Consider the following 12,377-nt stretch of genomic DNA (forward strand, 5'->3'; position numbering starts at 1 on the left):
GAATGACAAAATCGTGTCACTTAAATGATAGGTTATATGATATCTCCAGAAAAAATTATTAAAACTACAATAAAAAAAATACAAGCATTTGTTTCTGTTAAATTTATTCACCTTCATAGTCTAAAGACAGAAACCTCAATCTTCTACTTTATTGGCATTTAAATCAGGCATTTTTAACAATTTTACTCCTTCAAAATAAATGAGAAAAACAATACATAAATCCCATCATAAATACAAAGATCAACATCTTAAAAACAAGAAATACATAATTAAAAAATAGCAAAAAAACAGCAAAAAAATCATTACTTAATGATTAGTCAACTAAAAATTTTAAAACGAAAAATGGATCTAATACTGACATGCACATTGGCCATACCGCAGACAGATCAAGCAGTAAAAAAGAAAAAGAAGCGATGGCGATGCCTCTAGAGCCTCTCTGCCCACGTAAAGGCAGCGTCCTTTAGCAACATATGGATATGCTCGAAAACTTCCCTGGATTTTCGGTAAGGATCGGGGATATTGCGCCCTTTGCCACTATCTAGCCAACGACCTAGCAATAGCGTCTTACCTAAGGCTTGGGGTACGTGTTGTCCTACGGCACGGCGCTGGCCCTCAGACATCACCAGAATGAGATCGGCTTCCTGTATCATTATCACCGTTAATTGCCGTGCCTGGTGGCTGGTCACATCCAAACCATCGGCCTCGGCCAATTGACGTGCAAACGGGGATACAGGCTCGCCTTCCAAGGCGCCCAAGCCTGCAGAACTGATATGACGCTCGGGTAGCCGCTGTTTAAGAAATGCCTCAGCGACAGGACTACGACAAATATTACCTGTACACACCACTAAAATACGCTCGAACATGTCTTACTTATCTCCTGGGTGAGCAGAGGTAGACGTTTTCAAATGACACCTTCAATGCTCCCACTGAATAGCAAGCAACCCAAGGGTTTCGTAGATTGCCCTCTCAGTCTTGCGTAGCTCACGGGCAGAGGGCAGCCAATAAGCTAGCGCTAATCCCTCCGTTCGATCGGCCAAATAATGGGTAGGTGCAGCAACTGGAGCTAGGCCTGCCGCCTCGAAATGACGCATAGCGCGCGGCATATGCGACGCTGATGTCACAATCAATACTTGCGCACCTTCACCGAGCAGCGCCCGAACTGACTTGGCCTCTTCAGCAGTATCGTTGGGCGACACCAGCGTCACGATACTCTCTGGCGGAACCCCCAATGCTTCGGCAGCTTCGGCGTAACCATGAGCCATGGTCATTTTTGGATCTTGCCCTCCCCCTGACACTACCAGTAGCAAGTCTGGACGCTCATGCCATAGCCGCAGGCCTTCCATCAGACGCAAACCCGAACTTTCGCTGAGCCTGCCGGTTATCGACCAAGGGCGATCCGGCTGCCAACCACCCCCGAGGACTACCACTGCTTCGATGTTCTGCTCTTCAGGCCATTTCTCCCAAGCGACATATTGAGACTCCAACGGCCCTAGCAAATTATCTGCCACTGGTGCCCAGGCCGCCAGCAATAGCAAGAGCATTGCTAACGTCATTATGCTGTGACCCAGGCGGTACCACCCAAGCTTACGAATCAACCATCCGATAGTAAAAGTGAGGGCCATCAGAGACATTGGCATCAGCAATATCGCCGTCAGGCTTTTCATTAGTGTATACATGGCAACCATCTTGCAGAACTTGCTCGGAAACGAGAACCCAAAGGAAAATCAGCCAGCTAGCATACACCGCTACCCCTGCTGGATAAGCAAAAAAAGAATAGCTTAAGCCAAAGCCCATAAAAGTGATTGGCAGCAATATACCAGCCACGGCATAGGAGCGCTGAGTGGCGCTTTCAGCGCGTAAACCTGGGAAAAAAAGCCACAGGGGAATGAGATAGAGGCTCACGACTATAACAAGACCTGGCAGCCCTTTTCGTACCCAGGCATCCAGAAGGTCGTTATGCGCATGCCAGTAATTGCCTAACTCGGGGCTTAGCACGCCTTGAGTCTCTAGTCTTTGCATGGCGGGTAGATAGCCCTGATGCCCGTAGCCCACGAGGGGACGTTCATAAATCAGCCAGAATGCGCCGCGATACATTTCCAAGCGAGCCCCTACGGAGCCATAGTCAGCGCCTTCCATGTAGCGATGCACCTCGGCCACCGCCTTATCCACCCTTTTTTCTACGCCGCTATGGGGCGTCGTATACACCCCTATCATCACAGCTATTGCAGCAGTCAGTGCCAACCATCGCCACAGCGCTCGCCAGCGACGCGCATAACCGTAATAAAATACCCATATCACTAGCGGCAGTGCCAACCACCCGCCCCGGGTGCCAGAAAGAGCCGAGGCTAGTCCGCCCCCCATTGCGCCGCTCAGCAAAAGCGCTACCCAAAAAAAACGTGTTGATCGCTGTTGCCAGGCCCACCCCAATCCGGCCAAACATAACAGCGACATCAATAGCGCAAGATTGCCGAAAAAGATTGAATGTAACGGTGGGTGGCCTGTAGCACGGGTTAAACCGACTATCCATTTTTGCCACGCCGCCCAACCCCCTGCACCCAATCCACTTAGCGCTAAACCCACCCACCATGCTGAAGGACGTGGTGGAACGGCGCGCACTAACATAAACGCCAATGCCGCGAGCCAAGCTGCACCAGCTAATGGCAAGGCCCGCTCCAAGCTAGAATGCCAAGCGCCAGCCACTACTTCGACAATACCGACTCCTAGTAGCAACGCCAAAAGAAGGCCATCACCACGCCCCATTGGTTTTCTAAAAAAGCTACGCCTTTGTCGCTCATGCCTAGCAAGAAACGACCATATAATAGTGATCGCCAATCCTAGCCAATAGCCCAAGGGGGCCAATAGCGGTAACACGGTGATTGCTAAAGCCTGCATGCAGTATTTACCTTGTAGGCTACAGGAGTGCGCATGCTTTATTGTCTCACCCGGTCTCCGCTTCCTCTACCCATCACAGTGAGGAACAGGTAGCGAAAATACGTCGGCATCGCCATTGTCGCCAACATTTTTTGATCCGTTTCTGCCAGTAATTGAGGCGTAGACATATCAATATCGTTAAGTTGCGCCAGCCCGGTAATTCCTGGGCGAGCATTGTATACACCACGCTCAGTACGCTCTTTGATCAACTCATCTTGCGTGTATAAGCAAGGACGAGGCCCCACAAGGCTCATATCCCCTTTCAATACATTCCATAGCTGCGGTAACTCATCCAATTTGGTACGCCGTAAGAAATGACCGAATTTGGTAATTGAAGAAGAATCCGCAAGATGCGAAGCAACCCAAGCGGTATCAGGCCTCATAGTACGAAATTTAATCAATACAAACGGCTGGCCACGGTATCCCACACGCTTTTGCAAAAATAGAGGAGACCCCGTGTCCCAGTAACCGATTAAGGTTAATATAAGCAATAATGGCAGACCAATGAGTAGGCCCGTGGCAGCAAACAGGATATCAAAAAATCGTAATATTTTAGTCATGATGTCAATACCCGCATGGTTAAGTCACTATTATTACCATATAAAAATTAGATCTTGGCAACTTCCACTTCAACAAGAATACGCTTTATCACCCAAACAAAGGCAACCAAAGAGTAACGATCTCGAAGAGAAGTATATAAACAAGCTGTTTATATAGCTATAACTATTAACCTCACAATTTAGGCATATTTTCTCATTCTATTTTACTAGACTCACCAATTAGAAATTAAGCAAAAAAAGGCTAAAACAATTCCTGTTAACGCATATTATTTAATAAGAAATATAACGAATGCAGTTTTGTTAACAGAGGTCAGCCGTAATTTTCATGACATCACAACGATTAACTCTGCAGAAAAAGCCAGTCCAGATAATGATCTAAAACTGAGCGACATTTCTTTGGCGCGCAATGTCTCTGAGGTGCTGATTAAAAACCAGTGACAATGCCTCGAAAGGTAATTTTTTCAGTAGGTCTGAGGGTTACTCTAGGTTTAGGGCACTACAGGTTTAGGAGGGGAGTACAAGCTAAAGCGGGCAGGATATCAGAAATGTCGTTTCCACTTCAATCTGACATAACCAGAACCAGAAAACAGCCACTTACATCAGGAATTCCACCGCAAAATGACATAACTTTTCCACTTTTAAATGACATAAAGTAAAACGATCGTTTGCTCCGGTAGCAAAATAACGTCATAAAAAAACATCCTGATAAACAGCTCTTGGCCGCAGCACATGATCAAAACTGCTGAGCATCCCACTAAAATGGACACCTTACGGCTTACGTTGAATTCAGCTATAAACGCTCAAAAGAAGAACTGGTTATATGGCTGATCTGGCCACGATGCCATGTCTATATTCTCTGCAAATTTCGACATAGCCCCATCCAGTGCCGATGCCAAAAAACATAGTTCACGTGCATAACCAACCATGAGATACAGACTACACTTCAAACAGAAACAGTCGCTCCGTGCTGTTATCCATCTCCGCTTCATGTGAAGTTTCATAACCATCACTTGACGAGGCGACTTATGCCAGAACTACCAATCTCGCCTCATAAAGCTAGGAATAATAAGCGTGAAATACGGACAGCAGAGTTCTGGCGGTTCATCACAGCCCAAGCGATGCGTAAAGAGTCTGAGCGTTTACAAAGTATCCAGGAAGGCCTCTCACCAACGTTATTGCTAACAGTGCAAGAGACCTTTCAGCTACAGGATAAGCAGGTTAAGGCATTGTTCAATGTGTCCCTCTCGGCGGTTCACCGCCGCAGACGTGAAGGAAAAAATCTGAGCTCAGTGACATCAGAACGTCTTGATAGGGTTGCGACCTTAAATCACCTCGCGATGGTAGTATTCGAGGACAAACTGGCCACGATCAACTGGATGTCTAGTTCGAACGAAGCGCTGGGAGGACAGGCACCTGTCATGCTATGCGGCACTGATATCGAAGCAAAACGGGTTCGGCGTCTACTCCTCGCTATGGAGTGTGGCGGTGTGGCGTGAAGGTGGGTATTCATTATTACCCAGGCTGGTGCTCTAAGAGCAAACCAACTCATCTTCAGAAATAGCCTTCACCTAGCACCACAAAAAACCCTCCAAGAAATCTTGGAGGGTTGAAAACCAATACTGCCTTGCGGCGGTGTGTATCATTACCGTTGCTGGCTTCCAGTCCTAATATCAGCTGCCTATTCGGCGGTTCACAGCGGCTCACCGGCTAGATCACAGCAGTACATTTTTTCAGCTGCCTATTCGGCGGTTCATTTGCTGTTGCTTCCCTGCACGGTTTTCTTGTTTTTTTCAGCTGCCTATTCGGCGGTTCACTAGACCTAGCTAGCAGTTTAAATATAGACATCAACGAGATAAGTACAAAATGCTAAAAATACCCTTTTTGGCGTAATTCAGGCAGGCCATTGATAAGTATCATAATATATTTTCTAACAATATTTAGGTAATCTGCTTAAGGCTTGGCACAGAACCAGGGTATGTATGTTGTGTAGCAAGCCCGTAACTATTGTAGCTATCAAACTTGCTTTCTTCGCCAAGTGCTTCAAGCTGCACATACAGCGGGAAGCGTTGGCCTGACGATCGGCTATCAATAGGAATTACGTGGCAGTGATCAACGAAGCGATCTGATACGGCACTACTAGGCATGAACGTCTCGCCACGTTTTTCCGCCCGCTTTTTGCTGCGGATCAGCCTTCTCTTAATTTCGCCTGGGAAAGATTTAGCAACATGCTGGTTTCTAATAAACCTAACTTCTTCTGATATGGCAGGAACCATTTTGATATCACTAACTTCAATAAACTCTTCGTCCACCATATTCTTAAAATACCGCACTGATGATAAGTAAGACAAAGCATTAATATCTTTACTCACAAAAGCGATTGAGTCCCCTACTGAGTCCGTAGCCCATGATGGAAACGAAACACCAATGCCCGAACTTGTTATCTTAGAGCCGCTCATAAGACCATGTAAGCAAGCAATACATCTACCTGCTAAAAATGCGTGATTAGCTGACGGCATTAGATATTTTATGTAAAAAAAGTATCTCATTTTTCACCTTTCTTTATTCCTTTTTGAAACATACCGCCCTTCACTAGCACTGACATCAAGTAGTGTGCATTAGGGCTGGCCTGCCTGGTTTCAATCATTTTCTCTGTGATACTTATAATTTCGTTTAACAGCGAGTAAAAATCTTTTTTCGTAACCGGCTCACGCATAGCTAAAACCCGACTACGATCTGCACCGTATTCACTCACCCTTAAAGGGTATTCAGCACCTTCATCTAGCCACCAGTCATCAATTTTTTGAATTGCTGCTCCAACTTTATAAGCACCAAAGCTAACTGCTTGACGACCATCACTCATTGTACTTTTCATAAACTGCCTCGCTGCACTTCCGTTGCCTCTATCATCTTTCTCAACAAATAATTGACTGGGGAATATTTCTTGGCAAAATTCTGTTTTAATTTTGGCAGTTACATCAGCAAAAAGAAATTTTTGTGGGCAAGAAAGTGCTTCTTCAAGCTCGGCTGCTAGTCCTTCTAATGATTTAAGGTCACCTCCTTCCCAAGAAGAACCCCATTCTTTGTACTGTACGTCTTTAACACAGTAGTTTTTTAAACTTGAGGTAGAAACTTCAACAGCTATTCCTCTTGCAAATTTATTTCTCCAAAGCCACTCAGCTGAAAGAATATTTTTAGCATATCGGGTTGCTAACTCATGATATCCACCCAAGCTTCTATAAGTATCAGAAAATTCTCTCAATGCTTTTGTTGCTTCTGCATTATCACAGATATTTGGTTCTAAACTGTTTGAAATGATGCGTAAAGAAAAACGACAATACACCGTATCGACTAAAGGTGGTACATAACACGTTTCGAGCATAATAGGATTAGAAAAGCCTAAATCACTTGTTTCTTTTGCGCGTGCAGTTCCAGATGCCATATAACCATCGCTAAACGTTGACTTGGGGCCACGAAACCGTGTCACTTCAGCTTGCAACGGCTCAAATTCGCTCGAATCTGTCCGGTAATAAAAAACCGCCTTACCTGGGTTGAGAGAGCGCTCATAGCTAAGATGCCTGAAAGAGTTCATCATACTGACCTGCCTATGCTTTTTTCATCAGCATAGTCAGGTTCTGGCTTTTCAACCTCCAGAATGCGTTTTTAAGAAAGTCAGCTTTACCATTGAGCCTCACGCTTGCCGGTGACAGCGTCTCTGTTAGACCTACCACAGACTCAGCATAAGCATGGCACTCCCTGTGTGAACCAGACCGATAGCAAGGTTCTTCAAGCAACTGATAGCCACTCGTAGCAGGTAAATGATTGGGGTACTTGGACAACCATGCCACCAAGCTTTCAATGCGTTGCACCTGTTTTTCTGAGTCGACAACCCAGCGACCTTCATCCGGCAGAAGCGATATGGCTGCCAATAAACTGTGCGCATCTGCGTATGCTTGGCACCACTGCAACTCTTCATGAAGTGGCGGGGGCTGCATAGTCCCCCCAGCGAACCTTCCGGGGAAAGCAGACTGCAACATAGGTAATTCGTCATTTCCCAGCGGAGTATCATCTCCATCCTCTACACGATAGCGAATAACTAAATCCATGCGTAAATCGCAAAAGCGCATATCAATCAGGCCTGCGCGTTTAGGAGCCTCGCCTGGCTTCGTTGGTGGTAGGTAAGGGGCAGATATCTTGGCACCCGAAGAAAGCTCATACTGCCGCAAAAACCAGGCAACTCCTTCAAAGACAATGTTCCGTTTAAGGAGTTTTCGTAAACGTAGCTGGTAGTTATAGACGGTTCCCCATACTGCTAGCAGTGAAGGCAAGCCCACTAGATAGGGACAAGATAGCGCCTGTGCATCGAATACATGTAGGTTTTTAAAGTGAAGGTAATGATATGGCTCTTCAGCCATGGGTTCATCTTCTTTGATTTTCATCCCAATCAACAAGGACTTAAGCTGAGCCTTGAAAGGAATTAATAGCTCTGGATGATAAGCAAAACTTTGTGTCTGGGGATACCTTACCAAAATACTATGCAATTCTTTATTAACCTCAGGTAAGACTTCAAGTAAATCCTCGTCAAGAGCAGAAATCAAAAGAAATGCAGTGCTGTTTTCCCGGTCTGAAGGTACCTCCCCTCCTACATTTCGCCAATAGCTAACTGGGGATAGCCATTCAGATAAAGACTGCCTCAGCAACTTAATAGCAGAACGCCTATGATCTCGCCTTTCCTTAGCTACCAACAAGCTTTTACTTTCAACAATTTCATTACATGCCAGGATAAACGATTGACTTCTTAAAGAACTGTGATGAAAGTCTACACACACGCTTTCAGAAAATTTCCCATTTTTATAGCAACTATTAGATAGCAAGCGAGGTGAATAATTAAGAGCGGAGATATTGCCTCCAAGTGATGATGCTAAATCTCCAACACTTGAGGGGTGCCAATGTTTTATTGTTGAAAAACTCCCAGCTTTATTGCGGCGAGAAATTTGAATATCGGCCAACAATGAATGTGAAGTGACCGGTGTAATGCTTACATCTTTTCCTTGGTAGATAAATGTCACTTGTACAGAATATCTATCCACATAAGAGGGTAATAGATTTTCAGTAAAATATTTCACGAAAAGCGACTGAAGGTAAATCCACTGACCATCAGATATACCAAGCTTCTTGAATTCTTCCTTCCACCTTTCTTCATTATCTATAATGACTGTAGCTAAACAGTGTGTCACACCATTAAATATAAATTGAGCTCCAAAAAGCTTTGCTTTATTAACAGCTGCTGAGTTGTGTGACCAGCCCAAACGACTCACGCTATTAAATGAAGAAATGACACTACTAGGGGGCTTCTCAGACTTTACTAAAATTCTTTGATGTGCGACACGTGTATCAGGATACTTTAGGTTATGTGAGTGCAGCCACTGTACTTCCTGCGCACAGCTTTCTATATGCTGCCAATCTTTGAGTGTTTCAATTGCTCTTTTTTTATTCAACAAATCGGGAGCGTACTGACGCTTATGCGATAAGTTAAGCAGCACCAGAATAGCAGCGTTAACATCTTCAGAAACCTCTAGCAGCGGCGTGTAGGGAGCAAAGGCTTTACGAATTGCTTCTGAGCGGCTTGGCTCATCAAGTTCCAACAGTGTATTTAAAGACATGACGTTACCACGCGGGTAAATAGTTATTGTAAGCGCCTGTCTCAATCGGCATTCGTGATTGACGCAGCTCCATTACTTCTCTTAAATAAAACACTCCAATACCATTCACTAGCTTTTCATGTGATTTCAATCTAACCGCGCATTTAAGATACCCTTCTTCATAAAGCCGGTACGCTTGCTCATATGACGTACCAAGCAAGATCGCGGCTTCCGGCATACTAATAAGTAGGTCCGCGACGTTTGGCACACGTGTTTGCGGATTCTGATCAACCAATCGTGCTAAAAAATTCTCTAATGGCGTCAAGACAAAATCGTTTTCTGGATAAGCCTTCAAGAGAAGACGCGAGATACCGACAATATTGCCAAAAACATCGCGAAATGAGGTTTTATTATAATCACATATCAACTTATCGCCTGAGAGTGAAACTTGCTCCTCTAGTTCCTTTGTAAACACTTCAGGCCAATGCGTGAAATACTCTATAGCTTGTTCAATCGTACGAGTGGAAACCTGATCGCAGGCATCTAGCGTTTTATGTACATATAGCTGGTACCACAGCAGACACGCTAGGCGCAAACTGACTGAGCGGATGTCTAGCAGAGGATGCCTTGAAGGCGAATGCTCACCCACTACTAGGCGGCTGGCGATAAGCTGCCATTCGTCTGCTGGCTCAGAGTCAGCGTTACGAAGATCGAATCCACAGCGACAAGTATGCAAGCATTCAGAGTCGGTATAATTTAATTTCTCTTCGCATTTTGGGCACTCATGCAGCATCTGTTTGCCATGATTAATACAGGCTTCATAGGGCATCCAATGCCATTCTTGCCGAATGTAGTTAGCTTCACTGAGGCAATCAGGGCAAACAGGTATACTCTTTTGCCGAACTAACGCCCTGGGCACGTGTGTACCACCATAAAATACACTCGTGTAGCGCGAACAAAATTTCTCGCTGGAATGTATTACTGCCAAGTGTAGTAGCGGAAGTTTTTCATTATCTGTTAGCGACTCCACTAGCTTGAGCGCTCTGATGCGTCGACTACTACTCTGAGCCGCGTGATAGACATTTAAACGGCTCAACTCCTCTGGAAACGCCCCTGCTGCTTCATGGTCATGCAGCTGCAGCCAGTCTTTTATCGCTCGACTAAGCTGCTGATAGTATTCGAAGAAATTCTCTTGCGATAGACGGAGCATGTAGCTCTCAAGTGACTCGTTAATGAACGGACTTGGGCGGACAAGCAATTTCATGGCAATCACCTGCTAAGATATCCTTATCAAACATATAGCAGTTATCCACCATAAAGCATAAATTTTACTAGAAAATATTGACTTGTGGAGCTCATCCCCCCTCCCACGATTAACGGTTGAGCTGTCATGTCAGCGCCGCTCACGCCTGCCCGTTGTCACTACCACTGAATAGGAATCTCTGGTCAAACACAAAAGCCTTGGAATTATGCCTCAGCCAGGGTTTAGACGAGCTTAAACGGATCAATGTCCCGAAAAATGCCTGTTTTGGTCATGTCACGGCGGAGTGTAAACGCTTCTACCGCCGCCACCGGGTCGACCTTTTCAAGCTGATCAAAGTGGATACGGTTCCACTGTGCCCGGGTGACCTTGATACTGTAAAGGTACTGATCGCGGGTACCGCCCGTGGTGGGATCAACCACTTGGCGATATCCGGATACCCGCGCTTCTTGAACAGAGGGCAAACGCACAAACACGGCGCCAAGCACACGAAAGGCAATGCCGTGGACATGGTCACGGTACAGTTTCCGCTGTCGTGTGGCACTCAGGGATTTTGGGGTGAGCTTGAGCGCTTTGGCGGGCATCGTCCATTCTCGATCCGGCATGTCATCGTCAGAGGGCAGGTCAATATCCAGCGCCATCGTGGTGTCATGGCTTCCCAAATCAAAATCGATCACGGTCTCGCGAGGCCAGTCGATCTCTTCTAGGCGTTCTTGAAGCGTGAGCGTCATGTCATCACGTTGTCTTGGCACGCCCTGCTCTTCTCGCTGTTGTCGGGCAAACTCGGCGGCATCAAAATCGGCTTTGCGGTGCTCCCAGGTACGATAGTCATCATTAAACCGCTTCTGGCGACGTGTGTTATCGACCTCATATTGACGGCGTGCCGGTGGCCATAGCACTTTCCACCATGGAAGAGGCACCGGCGTGGGCGGAGTGGGTGCCGGCTCAGCAAAATGGCGTGGGGTGTAGCCACTGCATTGAGGAGATGGGGTATCGTGGTGCAGCTGCCCTAAGCGCACGATGTCCGCGTTTAATTCATCGCAGAGTGTCTTGAGCTGTGCACGAATAGCATCACGTGCATGACGGCGCAGCCAACGTACGTCCTGGTCGCTGAGTGGAGTGCCATCTTCAAATAGGTAGCGCACGTTGCCGTCTTTTTTAACCGACAGCTGAAGCCCCAGCGACTCCCCTTGCCCAATGCGCGTTTCTAGGGCTGAGGGGGCACTTGCTTGCTCCTTTGAAGAAGCGCGCCGAGATGACGACAGCTGGGTGCGATAGGCCAGTCCTGTTCCAGGAAGTCCGGCATGCGCATGGATACCTCGTGGCCCCATGCTGACACTGGCACCTCGCGGGCCGACAGAAAGGCCCACACCACGCTTGCTGATATTCAGGCGCACGCCGGGCGCAAGCGAAATACGACGTTGAAAACGAAAAGCCATCGGCACTCCTTGAAGCGGGAACCTTACGTCATTGGTTCACGCGCCGTTGATCGCGCTTACCCACGACACAGTACCAGCGCGCCTCTTCCTCTTGCCGCCGCTTAATCGCTGCCTGCATGGCTTCTTCTGAGGTCGCATAGCGGGTGCGTGACGTACCGAAACTGAACTGCGCGCTGCGTTTTTTGCGTGAACCACCGGGCATCAACGCATACCAAGCCGCTACCCAGAGTGTTGTCCCAGTGGGACGCTCGTAATGGTAAACGCCCGTTATCGGGCCAGCAGGCCGTTCACGATGACGCGCGACGGAGCGTGCCTCTACTCTCAACAACTCCTTCCAGCGGCGTGTTCCCCAGATCTCTCTGCCACGTTGGTCTCGATGCGCAAGGCATCGCTCAAAAGTATCGTATTCATTAGCTAAGCGCGGGATCGACTTGGTTTCGGGTTTTCCTGATGGGCGTGGCACGCGCACCATGGGGTGTTCGTGCATTCCGATTTCGGCCAATAGCGGAAATTTAGTAAGTTTTGATATAATGGGTAGTTTGAGCGG

At 46.8% G+C, this 12,377-nt stretch carries 11 protein-coding genes; 1 reads left to right on the forward strand and 10 read right to left on the reverse strand.

The genetic code is table 11. The features are described from left to right. Positions 1-425: 425 nt before the first annotated feature. Genes AC4EYZ_RS00675 through AC4EYZ_RS00690 form a run of 4 tightly spaced genes read right to left on the reverse strand, consistent with a single transcriptional unit; the run spans position 426 to position 3,491 of the window. On the reverse strand, positions 426-863 hold the full coding sequence (locus AC4EYZ_RS00675; RefSeq protein ID WP_009286545.1) for a low molecular weight protein-tyrosine-phosphatase: 438 nt from the start codon (positions 861-863) through the stop codon (positions 426-428). 51 nt (positions 864-914) lie between these two features. Further along, the gene (locus AC4EYZ_RS00680; RefSeq protein WP_230805089.1) at positions 915-1,541 is read right to left on the reverse strand and encodes an ElyC/SanA/YdcF family protein; all 627 of its coding nucleotides are present in this window, start codon (positions 1,539-1,541) and stop codon (positions 915-917) included. A gap of 43 nt (positions 1,542-1,584) precedes the next feature. Further along, complete coding sequence (locus tag AC4EYZ_RS00685; RefSeq protein ID WP_022523700.1) at positions 1,585-2,892, reverse strand: O-antigen ligase family protein; 1,308 nt, start codon at positions 2,890-2,892, stop codon at positions 1,585-1,587. Positions 2,893-2,930: 38 nt separating this feature from the next. Then, positions 2,931-3,491 (reverse strand): sugar transferase, encoded by a 561-nt coding sequence (locus tag AC4EYZ_RS00690; RefSeq protein ID WP_022523701.1) that lies wholly within the window; start codon positions 3,489-3,491, stop codon positions 2,931-2,933. Positions 3,492-4,516: 1,025 nt separating this feature from the next. Here AC4EYZ_RS00690 and AC4EYZ_RS00695 point away from each other — a divergent pair. After that, positions 4,517-4,987 carry an Xre family toxin-antitoxin system antitoxin gene (locus AC4EYZ_RS00695; protein ID WP_041158412.1) on the forward strand — a complete coding sequence of 157 codons (471 nt, stop codon included), beginning with the start codon at positions 4,517-4,519 and terminating at the stop codon, positions 4,985-4,987. A 441-nt stretch (positions 4,988-5,428) separates the two neighbouring features. Here AC4EYZ_RS00695 and cas6f read toward each other — a convergent pair whose 3' ends face one another. The 6 genes from cas6f to AC4EYZ_RS00725 all read right to left on the reverse strand — a co-directional run bounded on the left by cas6f (position 5,429) and on the right by AC4EYZ_RS00725 (position 12,317). Continuing rightward, positions 5,429-6,037 carry a type I-F CRISPR-associated endoribonuclease Cas6/Csy4 gene (cas6f, locus tag AC4EYZ_RS00700; protein WP_041158411.1) on the reverse strand — a complete coding sequence of 203 codons (609 nt, stop codon included), beginning with the start codon at positions 6,035-6,037 and terminating at the stop codon, positions 5,429-5,431. Next, positions 6,034-7,083, reverse strand: a complete 1,050-nt coding sequence (csy3, locus tag AC4EYZ_RS00705; RefSeq protein WP_041158410.1) for a type I-F CRISPR-associated protein Csy3 — start codon at positions 7,081-7,083, stop codon at positions 6,034-6,036. The genes cas6f and csy3 overlap by 4 nt, the downstream gene beginning before the upstream one ends. A 10-nt stretch (positions 7,084-7,093) precedes the next feature. After that, a complete protein-coding gene (locus AC4EYZ_RS00710; protein ID WP_041158409.1) occupies positions 7,094-9,151 on the reverse strand; it encodes a hypothetical protein in 2,058 nt (685 codons plus the stop codon). Positions 9,152-9,155: 4 nt separating this feature from the next. Then, the gene (locus AC4EYZ_RS00715; RefSeq protein ID WP_052475616.1) at positions 9,156-10,394 is read right to left on the reverse strand and encodes a TniQ family protein; all 1,239 of its coding nucleotides are present in this window, start codon (positions 10,392-10,394) and stop codon (positions 9,156-9,158) included. A 221-nt stretch (positions 10,395-10,615) separates the two neighbouring features. After that, a complete protein-coding gene (locus AC4EYZ_RS00720; protein WP_041158408.1) occupies positions 10,616-11,830 on the reverse strand; it encodes a DUF4236 domain-containing protein in 1,215 nt (404 codons plus the stop codon). A gap of 28 nt (positions 11,831-11,858) precedes the next feature. Next, positions 11,859-12,317, reverse strand: a complete 459-nt coding sequence (locus AC4EYZ_RS00725) for a hypothetical protein (RefSeq protein ID WP_235270500.1) — start codon at positions 12,315-12,317, stop codon at positions 11,859-11,861. Between the last annotated feature and the right edge of the window lie 60 nt (positions 12,318-12,377).

The sequence above is a fragment of the Vreelandella sp. 162(4c) genome (genome assembly GCF_058152265.1).

What these genes read in the sequence shown, in the direction of transcription:
- AC4EYZ_RS00675 (WP_009286545.1), bottom strand. Translation starts at nt 863, where the DNA reads ATGTTCGAGCGTATTTTAGTGGTGTGTACAGGTAATATTTGTCGTAGT.
- AC4EYZ_RS00690 (WP_022523701.1), bottom strand. Translation starts at nt 3,491, where the DNA reads ATGACTAAAATATTACGATTTTTTGATATCCTGTTTGCTGCCACGGGC.
- AC4EYZ_RS00715 (WP_052475616.1), bottom strand. Translation starts at nt 10,394, where the DNA reads ATGAAATTGCTTGTCCGCCCAAGTCCGTTCATTAACGAGTCACTTGAG.
- AC4EYZ_RS00695 (WP_041158412.1), top strand. Translation starts at nt 4,517, where the DNA reads ATGCCAGAACTACCAATCTCGCCTCATAAAGCTAGGAATAATAAGCGT.
- AC4EYZ_RS00685 (WP_022523700.1), bottom strand. Translation starts at nt 2,892, where the DNA reads ATGCAGGCTTTAGCAATCACCGTGTTACCGCTATTGGCCCCCTTGGGC.
- AC4EYZ_RS00720 (WP_041158408.1), bottom strand. Translation starts at nt 11,830, where the DNA reads ATGGCTTTTCGTTTTCAACGTCGTATTTCGCTTGCGCCCGGCGTGCGC.
- cas6f (WP_041158411.1), bottom strand. Translation starts at nt 6,037, where the DNA reads ATGAGATACTTTTTTTACATAAAATATCTAATGCCGTCAGCTAATCAC.
- AC4EYZ_RS00710 (WP_041158409.1), bottom strand. Translation starts at nt 9,151, where the DNA reads ATGTCTTTAAATACACTGTTGGAACTTGATGAGCCAAGCCGCTCAGAA.
- AC4EYZ_RS00725 (WP_235270500.1), bottom strand. Translation starts at nt 12,317, where the DNA reads ATGCACGAACACCCCATGGTGCGCGTGCCACGCCCATCAGGAAAACCC.
- csy3 (WP_041158410.1), bottom strand. Translation starts at nt 7,083, where the DNA reads ATGATGAACTCTTTCAGGCATCTTAGCTATGAGCGCTCTCTCAACCCA.
- AC4EYZ_RS00680 (WP_230805089.1), bottom strand. Translation starts at nt 1,541, where the DNA reads ATGCTCTTGCTATTGCTGGCGGCCTGGGCACCAGTGGCAGATAATTTG.